We start from the raw sequence: 25423 nt of genomic DNA, 5'->3' as shown, positions 1-25423 counted from the left end.
GATCGGCAGTCGGCGGCCTTGCGCGGCGTCGGCTGCCATGTTGATTGATGGGCACCAGGTTAGCTGTGGTGGCGGATGCGGTCACAAATGCCGCCAGCAAACCGGGGCGAGACCAGGGGAACATTGAGGCGGCACTGGGTGACCGCGAAAGCGTTGAAGACTTACGAATTTTCTCTGCGGATTCCGCGCGAGGATCTCCTCGCCTTTTATGAAGGCCGCTCGCGCAGCATCAGCGTGGTGGCCAACAATGGCCTGCGCCTGGAGCTGCCGGCCGAGGCGTTTCGCCGTTACATCGATCATTTCGGCCTCAGGGGGTATTTTCGCGTTCTGGTGACCGACGAGCATCGCTTAATTGAGCTTCAGCGGCTCGCCGTATGACGCATTCACTGATCCGCTGCCGCTCAGCCCCTGGCCGATTTTCAAGCAAGCAAGCCGGTGTCCGCGAGCCGGGGACGAGGGCAGTGGCCATTTGGCGTCCTGTCCCAATTGCGGACGGTGCATTAGACAGCCTTCTCGGCTTGCGGGTAATATTCCGGGTCGGATGCTTTAAGCTGCGCTTCGGTCCTGATGCCTTTGCGGGCGTCACCTGACAGGGCAGCCCGCTTGCCCCGTCCATCTTCGTGTTTTGAATCTTCTGTTTTCGGAGTCCCCTGTGCAATCAGCTGCTGTCCTGGTTCTGGAAGATGGTTCGGTCTTCCGCGGGACCGCCATTGGCGCGTCTGGCGAAAGTGTCGGCGAGGTCGTCTTCAACACGGCCATGACCGGCTATCAGGAGATCCTGACCGATCCGTCCTATCGCCGTCAGCTGGTGACCCTGACCTATCCGCACATCGGCAATACCGGCACCAACGCCGAGGATGAAGAATCCCCCGAGGTTCAGGCGGCTGGTTTGATTGTGCGCGATCTTCCCACACTGGCCAGCAACTGGCGGCGGCAGCAGGACCTGGGCGACTACCTGCGCGAGCAGGCTGTGGTCGCAATCAGCGATGTCGACACCCGGCGCCTGACTCGGTTGCTGCGCGAGAAGGGCGCCCAAAATGGCTGCCTGCAGGCTGGTGCGGGCATCGACGAGCAGGCGGCGCTGGAGCAAGCGCGCGCCTTCCCCGGGCTGAAAGGCATGGACCTGGCGCGCGAGGTCAGTACCGCCGAGGCCTATGATTGGCATCAGGGCGTGTGGACGCGCGAGGAAGGGTATGGACCGCGCGACACTGCGGAGGGGAGTTCGGGCGGTCGAGATTCAACCGATGCCGGGCGCGTCGACCCTGGTGCGAACGGCAATAGCACAAGCGGCTGTCTTGCAAGCGGTGCTGCTGCGAACGGCACTGGCCCAGCCAGCAGCTTTCGGGTGGTGGCTTACGACTTCGGCATCAAGCGCAACATCCTGCGCATTCTGGTTGCGCACGGCTGTCAGGTCACCGTGGTGCCGGCACAAACGCCCGCGGCGGAAGTCATGGCCCTCCACCCCGATGGCGTATTCCTCAGCAACGGCCCCGGTGACCCCGAACCCTGCGACTACGCCATCACGGCGATTCGCGAACTGCTTGAGGCCGACGTGCCGCTCTTTGGCATCTGTCTGGGGCATCAGCTACTGGGTCTGGCTTGCGGCGCGCGCACGGTGAAAATGAAATTTGGCCATCACGGCGCCAATCATCCGGTCGAGGATCTCGCCAGCCACCGGGTGATGATCAGCAGCCAGAACCATGGCTTTGCGGTCGATGAACAAAGTCTGCCGGAGACGGTCATGGCCACCCACCGCTCGCTGTTCGATGGCTCGCTGCAGGGCATTCACCATCGCGAGCGCCCGGCCTTTAGCTTTCAGGGCCATCCGGAGGCAAGTCCTGGCCCGCATGATGTTGAGCCCTTGTTCGCGCACTTTATCGAGCTGATGCGCGAAGGCTGCGCCGCTTGATCCCGTTCCTTCTGCCTGTTTCCGTCACCGCTACCCGCGCCATTCACACACCCGCCATCGCCGTGCCAGCAAGGGCCAGTTCATGCCAAAGCGTACCGACATTCACAGCATTCTGATCATTGGCGCCGGGCCCATTGTGATCGGACAAGCCTGCGAGTTCGACTACTCCGGCGCCCAGGCGTGCAAGGCGCTGCGCGAGGAGGGCTATCGCGTCATCCTGGTCAACAGCAATCCGGCCACCATCATGACCGACCCGGAGATGGCCGATGCCACCTACATCGAGCCGATTACCTGGCGGGTGCTTGAGCGCATCATCGAGATCGAACGGCCCGACGCCCTGCTGCCGACCATGGGCGGGCAGACAGCGCTCAATACCGCGCTCGATCTGGCCCGCCATGGGGTGCTCGAACGCTTCGGCGTGGAGATGATCGGCGCCAGCCGCGAGGCCATCGACAAGGCTGAGGACCGCGATCTGTTCCGTCAGGCCATGCGCCGCATTGGGCTCGACATGCCGCATTCGGTCATCGCCCACAGTCTGGAAGAAGCCTTTCAGGTGCAGGCGCAGATTGGTTTCCCTGCCATTATCCGCCCGTCCTTTACCATGGGCGGCAGCGGTGGTGGTATTGCCTACAATGCCGAGGAGTTCGAGGAAATCTGCCGCCGTGGGCTGGACCTTTCCCCGACGCGCGAACTGCTGATCGAGGAATCCGCACTCGGCTGGAAAGAATACGAGATGGAAGTGGTGCGCGACCATGCCGACAACTGCATCATCGTCTGCTCGATCGAGAACTTCGACCCCATGGGGGTGCACACGGGGGATTCCATCACGGTCGCTCCGGCGCAGACGCTGACCGACAAGGAATATCAGATCATGCGCAACGCCTCACTGGCGGTGCTGCGAGAGATCGGCGTCGACACTGGTGGCTCCAATGTGCAGTTCGCCATCAACCCGGCCGACGGGCGCATGATCATCATCGAGATGAACCCGCGGGTGTCGCGCAGCTCCGCGCTCGCATCCAAGGCGACGGGCTTCCCCATCGCCAAGGTCGCGGCTAAGCTGGCGGTCGGCTACACCCTCAATGAGCTGCGCAATGAGATCACCGGCGGTGCAACGCCTGCGTCTTTCGAGCCGACCACCGATTATGTGGTCACCAAGGTGCCACGCTTCGCGTTTGAGAAATTCCCGCTCGCCGATGCCCATCTGACCACCCAGATGAAGTCGGTCGGCGAGGTCATGGCCATCGGTCGCACCTTCCAGGAGTCGCTGCAGAAAGCCCTGCGCGGGCTCGAGACCGACAAAGACGGCCTGAACAACATGCTCGATCTGGCCGACCCGAGTGCCATCAAACGGCTGCGCACCGAGATTGCCCAGCCTGGGGCGGAGCGGATTTTCTATCTGGTCGATGGCATGCGTGCTGGCATGACGGCGGAGGAGATTCAGGAACTCTCCGGCATCGACCCCTGGTTTATTGCCCAGATCGAAGAGCTGGTCGCCATCGCGCACGATGTTAAAGTCCAGGGCATTGATGTCTTGGACGAGCAGCGGCTGCGGCTCCTGAAACGCAAAGGCTTTTCCGACCGTAGTCTGGCAACGCTCACGGGGACAACGGAGCAGCAGATCCGAGATCGCCGCCACGCCTGCGGCGTGCGCCCGGTGTTTAAGCGCGTCGACACCTGTGCCGCTGAGTTCGCCGCCAGCACGGCCTATATGTATTCCACCTACGAGGAAGAATGCGAAGCCCAGCCGACGGACAACAAGAAAATCATGGTCCTCGGCGGCGGACCGAACCGCATCGGCCAAGGCATTGAGTTTGACTACTGCTGCGTGCACGCCGCCTTCGCGATGCGCGAGGATGGTTATGAGACCATCATGGTCAACTGCAACCCGGAGACCGTCTCGACTGACTACGACACCTCTGATCGGCTCTATTTCGAGCCGCTCACGCTCGAAGACGTGCTCGAGATCGTCGACAAGGAGCAGCCCTTCGGCGTCATCGTCCAATATGGCGGTCAGACTCCGCTAAAACTGGCGCGCGATCTCGAAGCCGCCGGCGTGCCCATCATCGGCACCTCGCCGGACTCCATCGACCTGGCCGAGGACCGTGAGCGCTTCCAGCAGCTCATCCACCAACTTGAGCTTAAACAGCCACCGAACTGCACCGCGCGCAGCGAGGAAGAAGCGCTGAGACTCGCCGCTACCATCGGCTATCCGCTGGTGGTGCGCCCGTCCTACGTGCTGGGCGGGCGGGCGATGGAGCTGGTCTATGACGACCAGGAACTGGCGCGCTACATTCGCTCGGCTGTTAGCGTGTCGAACGAATCCCCGGTGCTGCTCGATCGTTTCCTGGAAGATGCTATCGAGATCGACGTCGATGCCGTCTGCGACGGCGAGCGGGTGCTGATCGGCGGCATCATGGAGCATATCGAGCAGGCCGGCGTCCACTCCGGCGACTCAGCCTGCTCGCTGCCCCCCTACACCCTGTCAGCAAGCGTGCAGGACCGGCTGCGCGAGCAGATGAGCCGGATGGGGCTGGCGCTTGGCGTGCGCGGTCTGATGAACGCGCAGTTCGCCATTAAGGGCGATGATATCTATATTCTTGAGGTCAATCCGCGCGCCTCGCGCACCGTGCCCTTTGTGTCCAAATCCATCGGTGTGCCGCTCGCCAAAGTGGGCGCGCGCTGCATGGTCGGCCGCAGCCTGTCTGAGCAGGGCCTGCATGCCGAGGTCAAGCCCAAGCACTTCTTCGTCAAGGAGGCTGTCTTCCCCTTCATCAAGTTCCCCGGGGTCGACACCGTGCTGGGCCCGGAGATGAAATCCACCGGCGAGGTCATGGGCATCGGCGAGACCTTCGGCGAGGCCTTTGGCAAGGCGGTCGAGGGTGCCGGAACTCAGCTTCCGCGTCCTGGCAAAGCCATGCTCAGCGTGCGCGATGCCGACAAGTGCCGGCTCGAGCGCGTCGCCCGCAGCCTGCTGGCACTCGGCTTTCAGCTCTATGGCACCCATGGCACCGCCGAGGCCATGCGCGCCGCCGGGCTGCCCTGCGAGGGGGTGAACAAGGTCAAGGAGGGCCGACCGCATATCGTCGACATGATCAAGAATCAGGACATCAGCTTCATCGTCAACACCTCCGAAGGGGTGCAGGCCATTACCGACTCGGCCGAAATCCGCCGCGCCGCGCTGCAATACAAGGTGAGCTACACCACCACCATGGCCGGCGCCGAGGCCACCTGTCTGGCACTGGAGCAATCCGGGGCCTTGCGCGTCAACAGACTGCAGGATCTTTACTGATTACCGGCTCTTTACGGCCACCTCAGGCTAGGGTTAGGCTTTCACTTCTTCCGGGTCAAAAAACACCCCCGCCGTGCTCGCCGACAGTGGCCGCCACTGTCTGGCCGGCATGGTTTGATCATCACCGACCGAGGATACCAGAGCATGAATAAAGTCCCTCTGACTGTCAGGGGCGCGGAGCAGTTGCGCGAGGAATTGGAGCGGCTCAAGCGAGTCGAGCGTCCGCGCGTGATTGAGGCCATTTCCGAGGCGCGCGCCCATGGCGATCTCAAAGAAAACGCCGAGTACCATGCCGCCCGCGAACAGCAGGGCTTCATTGAAGGGCGCATTGCTGATCTCGAAGGCAAGTTGTCGAACGCCGAGATTATCGACGTGACCAAACTGCCCGCCACCGGCAAGGTGATGTTTGGCACCACGGTCTTGGTGCTGGAGATCGACAAGGACGAGGAACATCGCTTCATCATCGTGGGCGAGGACGAGGCGGACATCAAACGCGGCATGATTTCTATTAGTTCGCCCATCGCCCGTTCCCTCATCGGCAAGAGCGAAGGCGACCAGGCCGTGGTGGATGCGCCCGGCGGCGCGCGCGAGTTCGAAATTTTGGAAGTGCTTTATGAATAGACACCGGCGCTTCATGGGGGCCGGGACCCGATTGCTGCTGCTTGTGGCCCTGTGGCTGGGTTTTACCTCTGGCGCTTGGGCACTGCGCTGCGGGAATCATTTGGTCGCGGAGAAGGACCCTAGCCAAAAACTGGTGCGGTACTGCGGGCAGCCCGCGAGCGTCGAAAGGCTGGAGGATCGCCGAGCGGTGCAGGCCTTTGACCGGCAGGTTGGCGGTTATGTCACCACCTTCGAGTCCATCCCTTACGAGATCTGGACCTACAATTTTGGGCCGCAGCGCTTCATGATGCGCATCACAGTGCGCGAAGGGCTGATTACTCGTATCGAATCGGCCGGCTACGGGTACTGAATCCTCCTGTTGTGTCTAGCCGGTGTGCGCTTAGAAAAGCTAGCCATCGGGTAGGGCAGGCATAAAAAAAGCGCGGCTTGTGCCGCGCTTGAAAATACCACCAAAGGAGGATGGAGGAGTGTACCGACGACCAAGCAGATCATCAGTACATCAATAGTTTCTAAAATACCGATCTTCTTGTCAAGGCAGAATCACTGTCTTGAGACAAATTTTTTCGGGCTGCGCGCATGACTTGGGCATGCCGATAGCCTCAAGGCAGGAATACCTTATGAGCCCACATCAGAAAGGTGCGCCGCAAGCCGGGCGGCTTGCGGCGACTTTCTCTGCATTACGCGACAAGCGCGTTCTGGCAATGCTGTTTCTTGGCTTCTCAGCCGGCATGCCGATTCTGCTGATTTTCTCCTCGCTGTCGCTCTGGTTGCGCGAGGCGGGGGTCGAACGCGGTGCGGTGACCTTCTTTAGTTGGGCGGCGCTCGGCTACTCCTTCAAGTTTATCTGGGCACCACTGATCGACCGCATTCCGGTGCCTGTGCTCACGCGCCTGCTCGGACGCCGGCGCGGCTGGATGCTGGTTGCCCAGCTTGCCGTGATCTGTGCCATTGTGCTCATGGCGCTGAGCGACCCATCCCAGGGGCGCGACGCCCTGGTCACCATGGCGCTGGCGGCGGTGATGCTCGGGTTTTCCTCCGCCACCCAGGATATTGTGATCGACGCCTATCGCATCGAGATTGCCGAGACGCGCATGCAGGGGGTGCTCTCGGCGGCCTATATTGCCGGGTATCGGGTTGGCATGGTGGTCGCCGGTGCCGGCGCGCTCTACCTGGCCGCCCGTTTTGGCTCAACCGCCGAGGGCTATTCCTACATCGCCTGGCAACTCACTTACTTGGTCATGGCGGGCGTGATGCTGATTGGCGTGGCCACCACACTGGTTGTATCAGAGCCGGTCGGTCAGGCGCGCGCTGACAACGGATGTGGTGCCTTCGACTACCTGCGCCTGGTGTTGGTGTTCCTAGTCTCCGCAGCAGCCTTCGTTGCCGCGTTTTTTGTGGCAGCGGCCAGCTTTACAGCCGTCAAACAAATGCTTGGCGACGATGCCCTGCTGAACTTCTTGCTTGAGACCCTGCATTTTGGGCTTGCGGTCGCCTCGGCCCTGGCTGTCGGTTGGCTATTGGTGCGCTTTGGCGCTGTTGATCGGAGCATCGCGCGGGCCACCTGGGTTGAACCGGCGCTAGATTTTTTCAGCCGCTATGGCCTGCGCACCGCGCTCCTGCTGCTGGCGCTGGTGGGGCTCTATCGCATCTCCGATATCGTGCTCGGAGTCATCGCGAATGTTTTTTACCAAGACATTGGCTTTACCAAACCCGAGATTGCCACTGCCGTGAAGACCTTCGGCGTGGTGGTGAGCATCGCCGGGGGGTTTATCGGCGGTCTGATGGCCACGCGCTTCGGCGTCATGCGCATACTCATGCTGGGTGCCGTGCTCTCAGCGGTGACCAATCTGCTGTTTATCGGTCTGGCTCATATCGGCCATAGCCTGCCGATGCTCTATGTCACGGTCTCGGCGGATAATCTCGCCGGCGGTCTGGCCAGCGCAGCCTTCGTGGCCTTTCTGTCCAGCCTGACCAATGTATCTTTCACGGCCGTGCAGTACGCCTTGTTCAGCTCCCTGATGACGCTGCTGCCAAAAGTGCTCGGTGGCTATTCTGGTTCCATGGTTGATGGAATCGGCTATCCGAACTTCTTTCTGTTCACCACCCTGATCGGAGTGCCCGTGCTGGTCCTGGTGTGGCTTGCGCAGCGCAGTCTCGATGTCGCAGAAAGCCCCCGGCCGCCGGACTGAACAGGGCGGCGCAGGGGGGGGTGAGCGAGGATCGCCGCCAAATCTTGCAGCATGGCGGCAGATTGCGCCATTACTGTGCCGGGGCGTTCAGCACTTGCTGACAGGCGGGCGGTGGCACCGGCGGCGCACGCTTGACCGATGAAGACTTTTTCGGTGATCGCGCTTCGGCACTGAACCACCAGGCTAGGCTGGAATCGCAGCCACTGCCGGCAGGCACCGGGCTCTGCGGCTTGCATTGATCGCTACCCGCAGGGCACCGAAGTCGCACATGAAAATGCGCGTCATGCCCCCACCAAGGCCTGAGCTTGCGCAGCCAGCTCCGATCCGACTCCTGCTCGCACAAGGCCTGCTTGATGGCTGGATTGACGAAGATCCGATCCACATCCGGGTGGGTGGCAGCCGCATGCAGCAAATCACGCTGCTCCGTGCCCCAGGCCGCGCTCAGGGAGCGGCCATCGCTTGCCACCATGCTTGGCGGGTCGGTCGCTTCTGGCGTTTGCTGCCAGGCTTGCTCCGGCGAGCGTGTGAGCGTGAACCAGACATCCACATCCATCCCGTTCTGATGACTGCGGTGCATAGAATCCATGCGCCCGCCTCGCGGCTGGGACAAATCGCCCACCATCACCATCTGATTGGAACGCTCCGCCACCGAACGGCCCAGCCAGCGAACAAAATCCAGGGTCTCGGGGTGGGAAAAATAGCGCTCCCGGTGGCGGCGAATACTGACAAAACCCGGACCAGAGGCCTCCAGCAATGAGGCTCCCAGCAGACAGCCATTCGACGGCCCGCCGATTGCTTTAGGTGCTCCCGCCGCCGGAACAGTCACTTGCGACCAGGGCGTCGGCGCCGCCAGGGCGATACCGCTCAGCAAAGCGCGGCCCAACACTGCCAGCATCAACGCCCGATCCAAGCATCGGGCAGGACATCCCGACCACATCCGCAGCGGCCCTATCGACTGCCAAGAAAACATCACGCAACTCCTGCATTCCGAGAATGGAACACTGTGAATGAAACTCACGAGCTTCCCAAGTATAATACCCGCGCGCGCAACGCAACGAAGCGCAAGACCAGCAGCAACCGCCCGCCCAACCGGCGAGCCCCCAAAACCGGGCAAAACACCCGGGCTGCAAAACCATAGCCTCCATCCCAGGAGAGGTGCCGGAGTGGTCGAACGGGCTTGACTCGAAATCAAGTGACTCCTTACGGGGTCCGTGGGTTCGAATCCCACCCTCTCCGCCAAATCAATAACTTACAGTATCTTTGTGAGCGTCCTCATTCTTGGTCGATTTGGCACCGTGACTAAATCGTGACTCAAGGTCGAGGACCGCCACCGCGTTACGGATATTTTCCGGGGCAAGATGAGCGTAACGCTCGGTCATCTTGATCGTGCTATGGCCAAGAACATCTCGGACTTCGGTCAGCGGAACCCCAGCCTGAACGAGCCACGCGGCACAGGTATGGCGGAGATCATGAAAGCGAAAATCGCTGATGCCGACATCCTTGCACGCCCTAGCAAAGCCTGTGCTTGAAGAGCGCATCCGTGACCCATCCTTGCGACAGAAAACCCATTGGCTGTTTGGGCAATGAGCGTCGCGATACTCAGCGCAGCTTCTCAATGCAGCCGCTGCCGTCTGATTGAGCGGAACTGTGCGGCGTTTTCCCTGCTTAGTATGCTTGTCAGCCAAATAGAGCAAGCCTCTCTCCAAGTCGACTCTTGACCATTCCAACCCGAACATTTCTTCGCGCCGCATGCCGGTATTGAGTGCCAAGATAAGCAGCGGCGCAAGATGCCACGCCTGTTTGGATTGCCGGGCCTTGGCAATCAGTTTTTCTGCTTCGTCTCGTGTCAGCCATCGCAGCCGACCCTCCGGTTCTTTCAGCTTGCGACCGCGAACAGGGTTTGGAAGCGCCGCATCCCAGTCAAGGTTCCATTGACCAATAGCGCTTGAAAGGAGCGCGAGTTCCCGGTTGATGGTTGTATTGGATACGCCATCCGCTTGGCGTCGGCGAATGTGTAAGCTGATATCGGCACCTGACAGGCGATTCATGATCTTGCCTGCAAAGCTCTCGCGAAGTTGAGCCGCATGGTAGCGATCCGTCGCGGCGCTGCGTTTTTGATGCGAGGCTCTCAGGTAAGCAACCATCACTTCCTCGAAGGTTAACTCCGGTTCTTCATCCCACTGTTTTGCCCGATAGCTTTCGAGTTTCCATTTTGCCTCGAGTGCTTCGGCTTCTCTTCGATTGGTCGTTTCAGTAGAGCGTCTAACTCGCTTGCCGCTTGGGTCGGTATAGCTGGCCCACCAGATTTGCGAGTCTTTGCGTCGGTACGGCATATTTTCTCTCCTCGGGTCGCGTGCCGCACACCGCGCCTGCGCAGGGCGAATTATGCGCCAAGGAGGGCGCTTGGTCGATGTACTCGAGGACGGACTGGACGTTTACCAGCAAGCGGCGACCAACGCGCTGAGCGCGAAGGTCTCCTCGGTCGAGCAGGCGCTTGACTAATCGAGCGCTCACGCCACCAAGCTGGTTGGCTGTTTCTTCAAGATCCCAAAGCAAGGGTAAGTTTTGCTTCTCCATTCGTTGGTCGCCTTCTGGTGATCCTGTGGATGTGCTGAGCGCGCGATGGTCCCACTGCTTTGGTGGGCTCCTGCCCCTTAACTCGCGAAGGTTCACTTGAGCGCTTTCTCAGATTGTTCATTTCCCCGCCCGGGACAAGAAGCCACGGCCTTCCTGGGCTCGGTGAAGCAGATTCATTCCCAAGCATCAGGTGCTTGTGATGACAGAAACTTCCTGATGATCCTTGGCGTTAAGTCCAACGCTTGAACGCAGGGTGTGAAGCTGGTCGACAAGAAGACTTAATTCCTCTTGACTGACGCCACGGATTCTTGCGGCAATCAGCTGGTCAATTTCGTGTTCAGGCCAGGCAACAGTGCGAGGGCTTAATGCAATCGGACGGACAAAGAGTCCTTTGGCGATAAGGGCATACAACCGCGAGCGGCTCTGGCCGGTTCGATCAGTAACAGCAGGAAGGCGAAGAAGACGATAGCCCATGGGACACCCCAAAATGTTGATTGGATTCTCTTGGGTCTTCCGCCGCGACCAGTCCCATCGGTGCGCTGATCGTCCTTGGGGAAGACGTGAGTAGTTTGGGTATCCGTCAACGGTCGAGCGACAACAAAAGGGGGCCAAAAAAGCCCAGCATTTGCCTCGGCAGCCAAATTCGCCACTGCGCGGACCTACGAAAAGAAACGATTTGAATAAATTAGTTTACATTATGGCGCCGTTTCTTCATTGAAAGGCCCCTGTGCCCAATGGTTTAGGGGTTTCAGGTTGTAAGGTGAAGAAATATCGTTGCGCCGTCGTGTGAGAAGGCATCAACCGCTGAGAAACCCCGATTCCGCAGTCTCAAAAGGTAAGCAATCCACCGAGCTTTCACAGGCGCTTTCAGCGACCTGAACCTCTATCATTTTTCCATCGTCGCAGGCAGTGATGGCGTCTTGCCCCGCTGCGGCTTTTCGGAGAACTGCATAGGGGATCGCTATGGCCACTCAAGAACTTGACGGTGCTGGGAAGACCAAGGGGGTGACCCCAGCCCAACGTTTGTTGCTGCTTGCCATCCAGGCGCGTTGCGATACCGAGACCGGGCTCTCTGAGGTCTCGTTGTCGGCATTGCAGGAGATGACCGATCTCAGCCGGCGCGGGATCACCAAGGCGCTGTCGGAGTTGGATGGTCGCTATCTCTCGCGCATCCCGGGTGGTCCGCGCAGCCCAAACAGCTATCGGATCCTGGGTGACGGCGCGGCGTTTGAGATGAAGCCGGTCGCGATCAATGGCCAAGCGAGTCAAGCGTCCAACCAGACAAGCCTTCCTCCCAGGCCGACAAGCCAGCCTCCTAGGGCGCAAGCGCCGGTCGCATCCCAAACGATTCAGCGCCAACCCGAAGCGTTTTCCGTTAACCCGTCGGTGAGTCAGGCATTGGGCGATGGCCGTCCTGCTGCTATGTCTCCTTCTGCTGCGGAGCCAGTTTCTGTGCAACCAACCGAGCGCCCACCCGAGGCGGTGCCATTTGCTCAATCGGTTGCACATCAAATCACCCCGGCGAGCTTATCGGAGTTGCTGGCTCAGCCGGTCGTGTGGCAGCAAATCAAGCATCTGGCCGAGACCATTTTGGCCATCCAGCCGAGCATGGTTGGGGGTAGCCCCAAAACACCGATCAACCCGGCACCGACGATGACGGAGCCGCTCTCCGAATCGCCGCCGATTCAGCGTCAGGCGGAATCTGTTTCAAGCGCGCTGTCGACCAGTCAGCCCGTGAGTCCGGTCAGCGCAAGCGGACGGTTCGCTTCGGCATCGGAGCCGGCCGTCGCATCGCAGCCAGGCCAGCAGGCGGAATCCGTTTCAAGCCGGCAGCCGGCCAAGCAGGCCACGCGCCCGGCCAGCGCAAGCGTGCTTCCCGCATCGCCACCAGCGCCGGCTAGCACCGCGACCACGATCAACACGTCTGCCCCAGCGTCAGAACCAACCGCACGCCTCGCGAGCCAACGGCAACCGGAGCCCATGCCTGCCGGGCAAGGTGCCTCGGCAACGATCAACCCGGGAGCAGGCGTCCCTTTGTCCTCTTTAGCCAGTCGCCCGCCCGCCTCCATGTCGCCGCCTCTCCCAAGTGGGCAGCCAGCGGTGAGGCCACCGAGCCAGCCACATCCGCCGCCTAGGTCGGCCTTGTCATCGTCGATCGCAGCCGCCAATCGCGCGCAACCGATGAACGCCTCGGCATCGGCGACGGTACCGCTCTCGCCCCCGAGCCAGTCGCCTCCAAACGCCAGGCCCGGCGGTTCCAGGAGACCCCCGTCCCCGGCCAAATCCAAACCCAAACCTGCCACGCCTCCCGCGCCCGCTCCGCGTTTCATTCCGCCCGATTGGCAACCCGGAGAGCGTGTCTATGCCTGGGCGACCAAGCAGGGGCTGACGCGCGATTGGGTGGAGGATCAGGTCGATGAATTCATCACCTTTTGGACCGATGCTGGCATCAAACGCCGGAGTTGGGACGCGACCTTCATTCATCGCATGCAATATCTGCAAACCCATCAGAAGCCACAGAAACAGGAAAAGACCCATGTCATCTCGCACACCGGACTCGCGGACAAAGACTACGACAAAGGCGCAACCCCGTTCGATCAGATTCCTTGGCTCAACGACGCCGATGTCCCCTGAAGCCTTGGCCGCCCACCGACGCGAATCGGTGCGACAGCTCATGGCGGAGCGCGAGGCCGCCGCCCAGGAGCGACTGGAGCGAGCCGTGGGACGCTGCGGGATTCCGGAGCGGTTCCGCGGGAAATCCTTTGAGCAGTTCCAAGCCGTCACGCCCAAACAGCAGCGGATTCTCCGCGCCTGTCGCACCTATGCTGAGCGCGTCGCCGCTGACAGAAGCCAGGGTGCCAACTTGCTGCTGCTGGGTGGTCCCGGAACAGGCAAGACACACCTGTCCTGTGCGATCCTGGCGCACGCCATCCGCGCCGGTCGCACGGGACTGTTCATTTCGGTCGCGGCCGCCTTGCGGCTAGTGCGGGAGTCTTTCGGCCCACATTCACAGCGAACCGAGAGCGAAGCCCTGGCACTGCTGATTCAACCGGATGTGCTGGTACTCGATGAAGCCGGCACCGGGATCGGCAAGGACGAAAAACGCCAGGCCATGCTGTTCGACATCCTCGACAGCCGCTACGCTGCCATGCGATCAACCATCCTGATCGGCAATCTGACAGCCGAGGAGATGCAAGCCTATCTGGGCGAGCGCGTCATGGATCGCTTCCATGAAGACCATTCCGCCGTGCTGTCCTTTCGCTGGCCAAGCCATCGGCGTGCGCTCGGTACTCAGCCCCCGTCCGTTTGAACGGGAACCCGCGCCGGCCGCTCAAGCCGCCGCGCACTGCGCAGCGATCAACCGCCGGACGCAGGCGTCGAGCTGACTTTTCGGGCGCCGCTGAATCGCTTGAAGCAGATCATGAGACACCTGAGCGAGTTGGAATCGCTGCATCAATTCCCGCTGCAGATGACAGATCAACTCGGCGGCCATTTCAGCATCCGCCAAGGCGCGGTGAGCGCGCGCGGCGCGCGGCAAGCCGGCGAAATCCACCAAGACCCCGAGCTTGTAGCTGGGCGCCTGGGGTAACACCCGGCGTGCGATGAGCATGGAGCAGACGAAGGGCTGTTGGCGGCACCGACCAATCCGGTTGAGCTCCGAATCCCAGAACTTGCTATCAAAACTGGCGTTGTGCGCCACCAAAGGCTGATCGCCGACAAAATCCGCCACCTCCGCCATGACCTGTGCGGCTGGCGGTGCTTTGCGCACCATGGCGTTGGTAATCCCCGTCAACTGGGTGATAAAGGACGGAATCGAACGTTGCGGGTTCATCAGGCTCTGATAGCGATCGACGATGCGGCCATCCTCGACCCGCACGGCGGCGATCTCGGTGGCGCGATCCCCGTAGGCGGGGGATAGTCCGGTCGTTTCAAAGTCGATGACGATCATGCTAAGCCTTCAAGAACCGATCTGTTGTGACATCGGCTTGCCGGAGAATGGCCTTCAAGGTGCCTTCTGGCATCTCCCCGGGATGGTTGGGAATGGTGGTGTAGCGATCCGTCGCGGGGTTAAACCAAATCTCATGAGAGCCGGCGGCCTGGCGGTCAAACACAAAGCCAAGCTTCTTCAGTTTCTTGATAATCTGCCGGTACCTGAACCCGGCCAGCTTGCCCATCAGGTGCCGAGAATCAGCGGATAATCGAACGCGTCTTGCACGGCTGCCAGCTTGGCCTGGTGATGTCGTTCTGCTTGCGCCTCCAGCAGTTTCTTCGCTACGTCGCGGGCGATCTCCAAGGTTTCGGCGATGGTGCGCCCCTGGGCGATGAGGCCGGGGATATCATCGCTGGTAGCCAGGTACAGGCCCTCGGGCAATTTCTCGATATGTAAATTGGCAATCTGTTCCATCGTCTTCTTTGCTCCTGGTCAGCAACCTGGTTGGGGTGTCCGAAAATCATGCCATTGCGGCATTCTGCATCCCTGAGCCATCCAGGGTTCGGTTCACATCGATTGCATCGACGCCGAGGTCAGCAAGCCAGTATAAGCGAGGCAAGCACGGACGTCCTCGCGCTCCAGTTCAGGATGATCAGCGAGGATCTCGTTCATGCTCATCCCCGAGGATACCAAGTCCAATACCACCTCTACCGGCCAACGCATGTGACGGACGCAGGGTTTGCCGTGGCAGATATCCGGGTCAAGCGTGATGCGCTCAAGTTGTGACATGGAGAACTCCCGCTGACGTTGTCTCGGAATGCTAAACCCTCTCACGGGACGCGTCCAACCGCTGCGTCAGGGACAACGGCCCTCGCTGGCGCCTCCCTGCGCCAGTCGAGTGAATCGATCGGGTTTACCCCTCAGTCTTGAGCATCAGCGCCCCGGGACCAAGCTGCCAATGGTGATCGTCCTCCAACTCCTGATCGATCAAAACAGCCCGGCAGCCAGCGTCATCAACTGACAGCACAGAGACCGCGCTGTCATTGACCCAGCTGACCCCTTCGAGAAAACCGGCCAGTCGCGCCGGACAGTCGGCAGTGACTTCGATCATAGCCATTACAGCTGTCCCTCCTGGGCCAGCGACAAGGCCCCTTCACCGCCGACGATGATGTGATCGAGCAGAGTGATCTCGAACAAATCGAGGGCCTGACGAATACGCTGGGTCACGCGCAGATCTGCGGCGCTCGGCGTTGGGTCACCGCTCGGGTGATTGTGAATCAGTAGGCACGCGGCGCAATTCAACGCCAGTCCCCGCTGGGCAATCACCCGAGGATGAACATTACAGCCATCAATGGTGCCCTGAAAGACCTCCTCCAGCGCGATCAAGCGATGCTTGTTGTCAAGAAAGGCCACGGCGAAGACTTCGTTCGGTTTCCCGGCGAAGCGCAGTCGCATGAAGTCCATCGTGGTGGCGACATCGGTGAAGGTGTCATAGGTCACCTTTGGCTCCAGCACCTTCAACGCCAAGGCGACCAGACTGCTCTGCTCATCGGGCGTCAGATCGGCCGCCAGCATGGCAGCGAAGCGATTAGCTTGTCGGCGTTGTTGCGTCAACCGCGATCGGGATAGTGTGTGATGGGATTGAGACATGGCTGTTCCTCCAGCGAAACACGGGGAAACAGCGCCCCCCAGGGGACGTTGTCCCCCCAAGGGATGTGAAAATGGACTGTCGGCTGACAGTCCGGTGAAAAATGGAGTGGCGCTAAGCCGCCAGGCGCGATTGCGGCAGTGACTGTTGCCAGACATCCGCCCAATCAACGCCGCGGGCATGCGGTGGAATTGGCACGAGCGGCAAGCGAATGCGCACCTCGACCGACGCACTCAACCGTCGCTGAAGCGCCCGTGCTACCTGTTCGCCGACACCCGAACGATCCTTGTCCGCCCAGACCACCAGCCGGCGCAGACCAAGCGGTGGCGCAAAGCGTTCCAGCAGGGTTGCTGACAGCGCCGCCCAGACCGGCATGCCGGTCATGGCGCGCACCGCCAGTGCGGTCTCGATGCCCTCGGTCAGGCCAAGTGTCGGGTTGGTTCCCAATTCGACAGGGCACAACCGCACAGCCGAACCAGCGAGCGAACGGTTCTGGCCGGACGCCATCAGCTTCTTGGGCGCTGGCACCGGTGCTTTGGCCAAACCGTCAGATTGCAGGTAGGTCCGATGCAGCGTCATGGCCGATCCATCCGCAGCGGACACCAAGGCCAGCATGGCCGGGAATCGGCCCAAACAGACAGGGCGGCCCTTCTCAGCGGTGCTCCAATAAGGCAGTTCCGGATGGAACCGGATCACCCGTGGATCAAAGTCAGCATCGCCAAGTCCGCGCAGGACCAGATAACGCCGCAAGACATCCGATCCAGGATGGCCAGGCGGGAGGCTTTCATTCCACAAACGACGCAGCTGCGCCCTTGCCTGGTTGGGATGCTGCTCGCAAGCGCTCACGCGCACCCGTGGCCGAGCGATCAGGGTCGGCCTCCATGGCGACAATGTTCCGCCCGTCAGCCCCAAGACCCCAGCCACCCGGCTCAGTGCCTCGGGAAAGGACCACCCAAACAGCCAGCAAAGCAGGGCAAAGCCATCCGGATAAGGACCGCAGGTCGCGCAGATACCACCACCGGAGCGATCCACATCCGGGAACAGCCGGAAGCCATCCCCCTGGTGTCCGCCATGAACAGGGCAGGGCACATGTCGCCCCGGTCGCTGCAAGGCCGCATCCAGCACAGGTCCAGCCAATTCGTTCAGAATCGTCAGCCACCCGGCGCCTTGCACCGCCTGGCGAACAGTCGCCGATTCAATTGAACGCATCGAAGTTCTCCAGTAACACACGCCGGTGCTGGAAGATTCCAGACACCGGTGCAAGAGGCACAAAGGACACCGCACGGCGAGCCATCAGGCTCGCTCAATGCACAACCGTCTCGGCATCCACCAACAGCTTGCAGATCGGGATCGCGCGTTCGCCGACCTCGACAAAGCGCAGCGGCTTGGAAATCACCCAGGCCGCGCGCAGCGCATCGAGCGCCCCGGCACTGGGACCGAAGTCCTTGATGGCGATCTCATTGGCATCCAGATCAACGCCGGGCAGCTCCACGCTCGCCACAGCGATCAAATCACCCGGCGAGCGGGCATTGACCAGCAACAGCGCCGGCCGGCGGGATTGGGCATAGCGCGACCACAGCAACCGGCAGTCGAAGGTATTGAAGCGAAGCTTCATGCAGGGCTCCTCAGAATAGGAAAGAAACAGAAACGGCAGCTGGCCGGGCAAGAAGCCCGGGCCAGCGTTGGCAACAAAGGCACTCAGGCCAAGACAGCCTGGCGCGTCATCGGCTCAGCGCGCCGAGTCAGCGCCGCGCGGGTGCGCATCTCATCGAGCACCAGCCGATAGACGGCCCTGATATCGCGGTGGGTCGCGCGATCGGCGGGTTCAGCGAGCAATGCAAACACCGACTGCTGGGCAGCCGTCAGTTGGCGCTCGCTCGCGGTATCGAGAAACTTCTCAACGTCATTCCAAAAGTCACGGTTCATACTCATGGCGGTATCTCCCAAGGTGACGGGGAGACACATCGCCCCTGTGGGGAGAGCATCTCCCCAAGGGGTTGAACAAAGGTCCGCACCAAGGCGGTGTCATCGGACGCGGTTGAAAAGCCCAATCGGGCTGGCGACGCATCGCGTCTTCGGTCGCCGTCACAGCAAGTCCTGGCATCAGGACTCACCGCAAAACCGCCTTTTCCACTGCCGTTGGTGACCATGGCCAACGACACCGGAAAAGGCCCGGCCGCCGCGAGGCGGCCGGATCGGTTGAAGTGGATAGGATTGAACCAAGCCACTCGGATGCACCGCAGCGCATCCGACTAGCCTGAACGAACGGGTGCCTTGAAGACACCACGAAAGCTCGCCCGCAACGGCGCCTTTTCAGACGCCGTCGCGAACAAGGGCAGGGCAGCGCAATCAGGCCGCCAGCAACAACCGCTCGGCCGCACCAAAGAGCGCCGTTCTCAGCGCCGTCACCTCATCGACGCGCAACGCCACCGGGAACAGCCCCGAGACATCCACGCCGATGCCAAGCCCGACGGTCTCCAAACCAGCGGCGGAACAAAGCCGCAGAATCTCCCGCGTCTCATCCATGCGATTCGGCTTGCCGTCGGTCAGCAACAGCACAATGCGCCGCGTCTCAGGTCGGCCGAGCAAATCCGCCGCCGCGAACCACAACGCACCCGCCATCGGCGTGCTGCCCCGAGTCCCTTGCAAAAAGGCCCCGGCACAGGCACGCGGACGCTGCCCATGTCGAACCAGCACGCTGATGCGATCCTCCACGCCGGACAGGCCCGGAAAGGCGCTGACCGCGACCGACACCCCATGGATGCCGTCCAGTGCCAGGGCCAAGGCCAAAGCGGCGGACTGCGCGATCTGCCCACGCCGTTCAACCAACCCGTCGCGACGACGCACTGGCGAGTTCATCGACCCAGACAGGTCGATCAGCAGGTGAATCGCGGTATCGACCGCCACCCGTTCACGTTTCCGCGCGAACAGCCGAGGATCGCCCACCGCCGCGCGATAGAGGCGCTTGGGCAGCAAGCGCGGCCCATGGCGATACGCCTGTGGTCGATCCAGCCGTGAGGCCTGCACCAGTCCCTGCAAACGTGCCCGCAACCGGCGCGACTCTTCCTGCACGACACCCAGCAACCGCAAACCACGCGCCGGATCGCCATCAAAGGGCTCCGCACGGGGCAGCAGACAAGGGCTGTCGCCCTGGCCGGCAGCGTCCAGGAGTTCACGCACCTGCTGGAACAAATCGCCTGGCAGATCGTCATCGTTGGCGTTCAGCGCCTGGGAGACGGCTTGGGTCTTTCCGACGTCAGCCGGTGCGTCCGAGTTGAGCATTGGAAGATGCGTCGAGTCCGGCTTGGTTGAAGAAGCCGCACCGCCAGGACCAACCGATGTCGTCCCGTCAGTCCCCTGTTTCTGTCCTTGTCCCTGTCCCTGTCCCTGTCCAGAGGGATGATCCCCAGCCGCGTTTCCTGGGCTTGATTGGCCAGCTGTCGGGTTTGTTGAACCCTGAGCATCTGGTGCGTTGGCGTCCGGATGTGTTCCGGTTGAACCACCATCCGATGTCGGGATATTCGTCCCCGCAGTGCCAGGCGCGTTTTGGCCAGCATGGCCCGGCTGATCAGGCTGATCGGCCCCGAACCCGGATGACGGCGCCCGCGCCGACAGCTTCTCCTCCTCCAGCAAGGCGCGAATGCGTTGCGCCAAATCGACCGCATCTGCCGTGCTGGCCAGCTGACCGACCTCGGCCAACAAGCCCTGCAACCGATGCACGGTGCGCGCAGGAAATACCTGACGCAGCACCCGCTCCGCCTCACGTGCCGGAGCAGCCAGCGACTCGGTGGCCAGCATCCGATGCCGCAGATGTAACAGCAGATAGCTGGTCAAGACATGGGCTGGATGCGCATCTGGCATCGGCGGCGACAAGGCGCCGCGTCCGCTCAGATGGTCGCAAACTGCCTGCAAGTTCTCGCGCGTGCCGGGATAAGGCGCGGCGATGGCCCGCTCGATGCGGATATCCTCGAGAATGTTCAGCAGGCTCCGGATCAAAGGATCCGAACCGGACGCCCCCTGGCGATAGGCGTCAAAATCGGTAAAGCGCAGATGCGCCGCCTCGTGGGCCAGATAGCCCCAGGCAACGGGAATCAGCTCAGATTGCGGCGGCAAGGCCGGCACCTGAATGCTGTTGCCATCAGTGCAGGCCTCATCTCCGCCGACCGCGACCGGGACGCCAAACTTGCGCCCTAGGGCGGCGGCGACAATCGGCATGGCCTGATGCAAGGTGCGAAAGGCATGGCTCATGGTGATGCTCCAATAGGTGATGGGGCATCACGCCCATGGGGGCGCAATGCCCCAAGGGGTGAAAAAAAGAAATCCGCCAATCAGCGTCGTCGATCCAGATGGACGCGGCGCTGAGTCGAGCTCAGAAACAGATCAAAACCAGAAATCTTGCGCTGGCACAGCCGGAACCGGCGGCTGTGATGTCTCGATCGGACCCGGCACTTCCCTCTCCTCGAACAGGTCATCGAAGTCCATTGGGTCTTCGGGCAAAGCTTCCGCGTCCGTTGACGCTGAGTTCGCGTCATCTTCTTGCTGGACGGCATCGCCAACGTCCGCGTCCGACCGGGGCTCTGGCACTTCAGGCATCAACGCATCCAACGCCAACAGCCCTTCGCCATGGCGGGCCATGGCTTCGGCTTCGCCAACCAGACGCATCAGCGCCCAGCCCTCCAGGAACAATCCGCCCTGGATCGGCCCCGAGCCGGGCAGTCGCTTCAGCCACTGCCCGATAGAGCGCACCACCGGATCAATCCGTCCATCGACAAAGCTCAAGGCATTGAGCTTGTCGTGAATGCGCCGGAAGGTGCCGAGCGCCCGTTGCGACAACTCCGGCTTGCCCAGAAAGGACTGTTCCAGCCCGCGGGCCATTTGCTCGACCTCAGCGAAAATGGTGTCACCGATCTCGGCGACATCCTCGTGCAAGGTATCGGTGGCGATCAGCGGCGCTGTTTCAATCCGCAGCGCCTGCACCCGAAAGCGGAATTGCCCGCGTACCACCTCCACCGGATCGACCGCCTGGCGGATGGCTGGCTCCCAACTGGGATAAGCCGCGCACCAGGCATCGATGTGCTGGTCGTAGTCGGCGAGAAAGGTCTCGGCTTCGGCGCGCGTCTCCAGGGTGACAGCCTCGGCCATGGCCTGCGCGTCCAACGCCATCGCATTGGGCACCAGAAAGCCGCCCAGAAAGCGCGTGCCGACCGCCAACAGGTTGCGCTCAATGCGCTTCTTGTTGCGGTGAAACACCCGCAAGGCATCCGGGTTGCAAATCTTCTTGCTTCCAAGCGAAATCAGCTCGTCAGGCGGCAAGTCCGTGCCAAGCCGCAGATCCTCAGCCCGCAGTTTCTTGCGCCCCGACCAGATGTGAAAATCGACCAGAAAGAGCGTGGTCTGATCGGTCAGATGAAGGGTATTCTCCAGGGACCGGTTGTCGTTTCGGGTCTCGGTCATGTCAGTTGTCATCAAAGTCTCCCCGCGGACCGGCCAGGCCGATCCGCGTCGTGGATGGTTCAGAACCAGAGGTTCTCCTGCCCCGGCGCGATCCATGAGAGATCGACGCGAGGCTGCGGTCTTGGCTCGGGAACGGGTTGGTGTTGCAACGCGGCGCGCTGGGTCGAGACGATCTCAAAGACGCGCCCACGCAGGACGGCCTGACCCAAAGGGACATAGCCTTTGCGCTCCTTCTCGCGGGCACGTTGCTCAATCAAACCGCGTTGGTCCGCGCGATAGTGCTGCTGTTGGCCAATGTGGCCCGAACGCCCCCAGGCAATCTCCATCGCGCCATCGGCCAGGCGCCGATAGGCCCAGTCTTTGCGCGAACCATCGCCCTGGTGATAGCGAAACAGCTGCCAAGGTGAATCCGTCATCGTCATACCTGCCCGCTCCACAGCGGTCCCAGCACATCGGCGGCGATGCGATGAATCGCCGTGCGTTCTTCCGCCGCCGCTCTCGCGGTCAGCGCCTGATCCAAGGCATAGGCCAGCGGATTCGGCGCCCCCTTGAAGGTCACCGTTAGCCGTGCCCAACGCACTAGAGTGCGAGTGGACAGCGTCAGGGTCAGCTCACCGCCCTGGGGGTTGGCACCGTCGCTCTCGCCGAGAAACAGCCGCCGCACCTCATTGGCCACCACGACCAGCTTGTGGGCGATCTCAGTGGGAAGGTCGGGTACGATCCCATCCAGCACGGCATGTTCGGTCTCCGGGTCGGGGTAGCTCACCTGCAGCACCCGGAAGCGATCCAGGAACGCCAGGTTCTGGCGCAACACACCCTGGTAGAGTCCGGTCTGATCGCCGCCGCCGGCACTGTTGCCGGTGGCGATCACCCGGAACTTCGGATGCGGGCGAATTACCTCGCCGCCGTTCTGGGCGACAACCAAGGGCGCGCCCTCGACGATATCGTTCAGCCCGGCCAACTCGGCTGGGTCCATCAGATCGATTTCGTTCAGGATCAGCAGATGCCCCTCGCGCGCGGCGAGGGCCAGCGGGCCATGAACGAAGCGGGTCTCGCCCTGGAGCAATTGAAAACCGCCGAGCAGATCAGCGAATTCCATGCGCCCATGGCAGGTCAACTCCTGCACCGGCCAATACAGCCGGGCGGCGACCTGACGGATCAGCGAGGTCTTGCCCGCGCCGGTCGGGCCGGTCAGCAACAAGGCATCGCCACCGGCATCGCGCAAAAAGGCCAGTACGGCATTGAGCCCCTGGCGAAAGACATAGGGCTGCTTCAACGGAACCTTGGGATGGTCCTCTTCCGCGAAGCCTTCGATCTCCAAGCCCTTCGGAGCCTTGACGCCAAAGGTGGTCGCGACATCGAAGCGTTGGGGTGTGGGCATGGGTCTCTCCTGTGTGACATGGGAGAGACCGCCCCCTGCAGGGGAGGATCTCCCCCAAGGGTGAATGAACAAGGCCAATTGGCCTGGATTAACGAAAGGTCGGGTCTTCTAAGGCGCTCCGACAGGCGCACGGGAAAACCGATGCGGTCGTCCGCAGCCGCGCACGCGAGGCTGGGGACGACCGCCTGCCCAAGGGCAGGACGGTCTTGGGGTCAAGAGAGAAACAACGCCGGCATCAGAACCAGAAACTGGTGGCCACGGCGAGACCGTGGTCATCGGCGATGGGGTTTGGGGCGGTTCTCGCCTTAAACGGAATCACCGCTTTCTGAGGATGCTCCTGCACGGTCACCCGCACCCGTTCAGAGGATTGACGGCGGAAGGCATCAATGGCGTCACCGCCCAACTCTGGCAGGCGCACCTGCAACAGCGCCGCATAATCCACCGACCCTTTAGCGCAGAAGCGCGTCACCCGCAGTCCGGCGGACTCGGCAATAAGCGAATGGCCCATCATGGCGACCAAGGTGGTCTGGATGTCATCCAGCGCGGCTTTTTTGCGCTTTAACTCAGCTTCGACCGTTTTGGCTTCCTGCTGGAGCGCGCTATAGCGCCCGGCCAGCACCGCCCAATCGTCGGCCTGCGGCCCCTTGGGAATGAACAGATCCCGCTGCGGGTCTTTCTCCGGTTCACGTTCCTCGACCAACGCCTGCCAGAAGGCTTTGCCCTGGGAGACTATGGCCTCGATCAAGGCCGCATCGCGGGCGATCTCGAAGACGATGGGTTCCTGGTCTTCCTGATAGAACACCAGATAGCCCTTGTCCGCCCCGGCGACATAAAGCTGGTGTTGGACCTGGGGCTCATAGAGCCGAAAGGCGCTGGCCGCGCGGCCATGTTCCGCCACATCGCGCAAGGTGCGTTCCGAGGGCACCTTCAACTCCACCGGCTCGCCGGCATCGGTCAGTCCATCGAAAGAGGCACGCAGCAGCGGCTCCTCCTCGGATTCCCCACAGACCGGCAAGACCAGGGTGTCGTAACGCTGCTCGAACCACTGCCGGGCGGCATCTTCCAGTCGGTTGCCCCGCTGCACCAGCGGGTTCTTGCTCAAGTCCGCGGTCTTGGCCAACCCGGTGCGTTCGGCCCACAGGCGCCAGGGCGTCTTGTAGGGCGAGCGACCGAGAATGATGGCTGATTCCGAGGCGGTGATGCCCTGGGCACGCCACTGGTGCCATTCGGGGGTGCGTTGGGCCAGATCGATACTCTTCATGGAAAGCTCCGTCAAAAAAAGACCGGGGCGCCATGCCCCCTCGGGGCAGAACGCCCCGTGGGGTGAATGAAAAGCTGCGGTTCAGCTGAGCTCAGGCGGCCAAGCGCTGCTCGGCGGTCTGTTGGGCTTGATCGAGGGCCTTAAGCGCTTGCTTGAGTTCAGCCCCCTTGCAGCGCGCGCGCAGATACTGCTCGGCCTGCTTCCAGGCGGATTTTTCCGCCGCGCGGGCGACCACCTTATCGATCCGCGCTTGCAGGCTGGGATCGAGGGTGATCGGTTCGGCAGGTGGCTCTGAGTCCATTGGTGTTTCAGATGCTTTCGATGGCGCTGCGTCCGACGCTCCCTCAGCGACCCCGGATGGCGCAGTATCCGCCTTCGCGGGGACAGTCCCTGTCGCATCCAGCGACGCAGCAATGGGAATTGAGGTATCTGCCTCGATCACCTTGCCTTCCATCTCCTCGGCGGTATAAGAGGCTTCCTCGGGAAAAGCCGCCCGCAACGAGGCCGCCTTGGCGCACTTCATCAACTGTCCGCGCGGGCGTTTGACCCACATCTCCGTTGGCAGCTCCGAGTAGGCCCCGCCCTGACGGGCGTAGGCTTCCAGCCAGAACACCGGCTCGGTGAAAGGACAGCGCTGGCCGCCGACAAGCCGATAGACGGTCACCTCGCACCACTCGGGAAAGCTGACGGAATAATCGAGTTCCTGCCAGGCGCCGTTGCGCTTGATGCGCCCGCTGAAGGTCCGCTCGATCACAGGCCCAAAGCGGGGTGGATCAATCCCGGCCCACTGCCCGGTGCGCGCGGCCGTGGTCTGCACCTCGGCAATGCCGGGCCAGACGGTCTCGATCTCTTGACCAAGTGCCTTCGACCACATGGGCACCACATGCACCGGACGCTTGATCACGTCCAGATTGCGGGCGGCGCAGTAATGCACCGCCAGTAGAATGCCCTCGGCGGTCTTGGCCGCCGGGAAAATGGAATCGGTCAGCACCTTCCAGGTGCTGGGGGTCACATTCAGCGCCGGATCGACCGCCGGCATCGGGATGCGCGGCGCGTCGGCTTTTGGCACAGCTTGCATCGAACGGGTCATGATGCCCTCCTCAATGAATGGGGCACAAGGCCCCACGGGGTCACTGGTACCCCGTGGGTGGAAAGAAGACTAG

At 61.8% G+C, this 25423-nt stretch carries 27 protein-coding genes and 1 tRNA gene; 9 read left to right on the top strand and 19 right to left on the bottom strand.

What is annotated here, in order from left to right; all coding sequences use genetic code 11:
- Window positions 1-87: 87 nt before the first annotated feature.
- The 6 genes from Thiofri_RS15640 to Thiofri_RS15615 all read left to right on the top strand — a co-directional run bounded on the left by Thiofri_RS15640 (window position 88) and on the right by Thiofri_RS15615 (window position 8008).
- The gene (locus Thiofri_RS15640) at window positions 88-378 is read left to right on the top strand and encodes a DUF2835 family protein (RefSeq protein ID WP_190275745.1); all 291 of its coding nucleotides are present in this window, start codon (window positions 88-90) and stop codon (window positions 376-378) included.
- 274 nt (window positions 379-652) lie between these two features.
- Window positions 653-1909, top strand: coding sequence for a glutamine-hydrolyzing carbamoyl-phosphate synthase small subunit (gene carA / locus Thiofri_RS15635; RefSeq protein WP_009146578.1), 1257 nt, complete (start codon window positions 653-655; stop codon window positions 1907-1909).
- Between the two features lie 82 nt (window positions 1910-1991).
- Entirely contained in the window at window positions 1992-5198 is a 3207-nt protein-coding gene (gene carB / locus Thiofri_RS15630; protein WP_009146577.1) for a carbamoyl-phosphate synthase large subunit, read from the top strand.
- A gap of 144 nt (window positions 5199-5342) precedes the next feature.
- Entirely contained in the window at window positions 5343-5819 is a 477-nt protein-coding gene (gene greA, locus Thiofri_RS15625) for a transcription elongation factor GreA (RefSeq protein ID WP_009146576.1), read from the top strand.
- Complete coding sequence (locus tag Thiofri_RS15620; RefSeq protein WP_009146575.1) at window positions 5812-6168, top strand: DUF2845 domain-containing protein; 357 nt, start codon at window positions 5812-5814, stop codon at window positions 6166-6168. Before greA ends, Thiofri_RS15620 begins: the two co-directional genes overlap by 8 nt.
- Before the next feature lie 268 nt (window positions 6169-6436).
- Window positions 6437-8008, top strand: a complete 1572-nt coding sequence (locus Thiofri_RS15615) for an AmpG family muropeptide MFS transporter (RefSeq protein ID WP_009146574.1) — start codon at window positions 6437-6439, stop codon at window positions 8006-8008.
- Between the two features lie 70 nt (window positions 8009-8078).
- Here Thiofri_RS15615 and mepA read toward each other — a convergent pair whose 3' ends face one another.
- Window positions 8079-8903 (bottom strand): penicillin-insensitive murein endopeptidase, encoded by an 825-nt coding sequence (mepA, locus tag Thiofri_RS15610; protein WP_143741684.1) that lies wholly within the window; start codon window positions 8901-8903, stop codon window positions 8079-8081.
- Window positions 8904-9157: 254 nt separating this feature from the next.
- Between mepA and Thiofri_RS15605 the strand changes: the two genes are divergently transcribed.
- Window positions 9158-9247: transfer RNA gene (locus Thiofri_RS15605), tRNA-Ser, on the top strand.
- 2 nt (window positions 9248-9249) lie between these two features.
- Here the strand turns inward: Thiofri_RS15605 and Thiofri_RS15600 are convergent.
- The 3 genes from Thiofri_RS15600 to Thiofri_RS15595 form a co-directional block, all read right to left on the bottom strand.
- Window positions 9250-10341, bottom strand: coding sequence for a tyrosine-type recombinase/integrase (locus Thiofri_RS15600; protein ID WP_009146572.1), 1092 nt, complete (start codon window positions 10339-10341; stop codon window positions 9250-9252).
- Window positions 10271-10585, bottom strand: a complete 315-nt coding sequence (locus Thiofri_RS24840) for a helix-turn-helix domain-containing protein (protein ID WP_390165228.1) — start codon at window positions 10583-10585, stop codon at window positions 10271-10273. Before Thiofri_RS24840 ends, Thiofri_RS15600 begins: the two co-directional genes overlap by 71 nt.
- Window positions 10586-10771: 186 nt before the next feature.
- Window positions 10772-11059: a helix-turn-helix transcriptional regulator gene (locus Thiofri_RS15595; RefSeq protein WP_009146570.1), complete on the bottom strand. Its 288-nt coding sequence runs from the start codon at window positions 11057-11059 to the stop codon at window positions 10772-10774.
- 489 nt (window positions 11060-11548) lie between these two features.
- Between Thiofri_RS15595 and Thiofri_RS15590 the strand changes: the two genes are divergently transcribed.
- On the top strand, window positions 11549-13219 hold the full coding sequence (locus Thiofri_RS15590) for a DnaT-like ssDNA-binding domain-containing protein (protein WP_143741683.1): 1671 nt from the start codon (window positions 11549-11551) through the stop codon (window positions 13217-13219).
- Window positions 13209-13895: an ATP-binding protein gene (locus Thiofri_RS15585; protein WP_009146566.1), complete on the top strand. Its 687-nt coding sequence runs from the start codon at window positions 13209-13211 to the stop codon at window positions 13893-13895. Before Thiofri_RS15590 ends, Thiofri_RS15585 begins: the two co-directional genes overlap by 11 nt.
- Before the next feature lie 21 nt (window positions 13896-13916).
- Here Thiofri_RS15585 and Thiofri_RS15580 read toward each other — a convergent pair whose 3' ends face one another.
- The 15 genes from Thiofri_RS15580 to Thiofri_RS15510 form a co-directional block, all read right to left on the bottom strand.
- On the bottom strand, window positions 13917-14534 hold the full coding sequence (locus Thiofri_RS15580) for a 3'-5' exonuclease (protein WP_009146565.1): 618 nt from the start codon (window positions 14532-14534) through the stop codon (window positions 13917-13919).
- Between the two features lies 1 nt (window position 14535).
- Entirely contained in the window at window positions 14536-14760 is a 225-nt protein-coding gene (locus tag Thiofri_RS15575; protein ID WP_009146564.1) for a type II toxin-antitoxin system HicA family toxin, read from the bottom strand.
- A complete protein-coding gene (locus Thiofri_RS15570; protein WP_009146563.1) occupies window positions 14760-14990 on the bottom strand; it encodes a type II toxin-antitoxin system HicB family antitoxin in 231 nt (76 codons plus the stop codon). Before Thiofri_RS15570 ends, Thiofri_RS15575 begins: the two co-directional genes overlap by 1 nt.
- A 93-nt stretch (window positions 14991-15083) precedes the next feature.
- Complete coding sequence (locus tag Thiofri_RS15565; protein ID WP_009146562.1) at window positions 15084-15305, bottom strand: DUF433 domain-containing protein; 222 nt, start codon at window positions 15303-15305, stop codon at window positions 15084-15086.
- 124 nt (window positions 15306-15429) lie between these two features.
- The gene (locus tag Thiofri_RS15560) at window positions 15430-15633 is read right to left on the bottom strand and encodes a hypothetical protein (protein WP_009146561.1); all 204 of its coding nucleotides are present in this window, start codon (window positions 15631-15633) and stop codon (window positions 15430-15432) included.
- Complete coding sequence (locus Thiofri_RS15555; RefSeq protein WP_009146560.1) at window positions 15633-16166, bottom strand: JAB domain-containing protein; 534 nt, start codon at window positions 16164-16166, stop codon at window positions 15633-15635. The genes Thiofri_RS15560 and Thiofri_RS15555 overlap by 1 nt, the downstream gene beginning before the upstream one ends.
- A 112-nt stretch (window positions 16167-16278) precedes the next feature.
- A complete protein-coding gene (locus tag Thiofri_RS15550) occupies window positions 16279-17373 on the bottom strand; it encodes a DUF7146 domain-containing protein (RefSeq protein WP_009146559.1) in 1095 nt (364 codons plus the stop codon).
- A gap of 94 nt (window positions 17374-17467) precedes the next feature.
- Window positions 17468-17779: a hypothetical protein gene (locus Thiofri_RS15545; protein WP_009146558.1), complete on the bottom strand. Its 312-nt coding sequence runs from the start codon at window positions 17777-17779 to the stop codon at window positions 17468-17470.
- An 83-nt stretch (window positions 17780-17862) separates the two neighbouring features.
- Window positions 17863-18096, bottom strand: coding sequence for a hypothetical protein (locus Thiofri_RS15540; protein ID WP_009146557.1), 234 nt, complete (start codon window positions 18094-18096; stop codon window positions 17863-17865).
- 417 nt (window positions 18097-18513) lie between these two features.
- The gene (locus Thiofri_RS15535) at window positions 18514-20412 is read right to left on the bottom strand and encodes a VWA domain-containing protein (RefSeq protein ID WP_323705405.1); all 1899 of its coding nucleotides are present in this window, start codon (window positions 20410-20412) and stop codon (window positions 18514-18516) included.
- A gap of 132 nt (window positions 20413-20544) precedes the next feature.
- Window positions 20545-21630 carry a DUF3150 domain-containing protein gene (locus tag Thiofri_RS15530; protein ID WP_009146554.1) on the bottom strand — a complete coding sequence of 362 codons (1086 nt, stop codon included), beginning with the start codon at window positions 21628-21630 and terminating at the stop codon, window positions 20545-20547.
- Between the two features lie 47 nt (window positions 21631-21677).
- Entirely contained in the window at window positions 21678-22034 is a 357-nt protein-coding gene (locus Thiofri_RS15525) for a hypothetical protein (protein WP_051023700.1), read from the bottom strand.
- 2 nt (window positions 22035-22036) lie between these two features.
- Window positions 22037-22999, bottom strand: coding sequence for an AAA family ATPase (locus Thiofri_RS15520; protein ID WP_009146552.1), 963 nt, complete (start codon window positions 22997-22999; stop codon window positions 22037-22039).
- Window positions 23000-23234: 235 nt separating this feature from the next.
- Complete coding sequence (locus Thiofri_RS15515; RefSeq protein WP_009146551.1) at window positions 23235-24260, bottom strand: YqaJ viral recombinase family nuclease; 1026 nt, start codon at window positions 24258-24260, stop codon at window positions 23235-23237.
- A gap of 91 nt (window positions 24261-24351) precedes the next feature.
- A complete protein-coding gene (locus Thiofri_RS15510; protein WP_323705400.1) occupies window positions 24352-25350 on the bottom strand; it encodes a recombinase RecT in 999 nt (332 codons plus the stop codon).
- Window positions 25351-25423 lie beyond the last annotated feature (73 nt).

The organism is Thiorhodovibrio frisius (assembly GCF_033954835.1).
GTDB lineage: Bacteria > Pseudomonadota > Gammaproteobacteria > Chromatiales > Chromatiaceae > Thiorhodovibrio > Thiorhodovibrio frisius.
The sequence above is the reverse complement of the archived record's forward strand: the minus strand, read 5'-3'. Positions and strand labels throughout refer to the sequence as shown.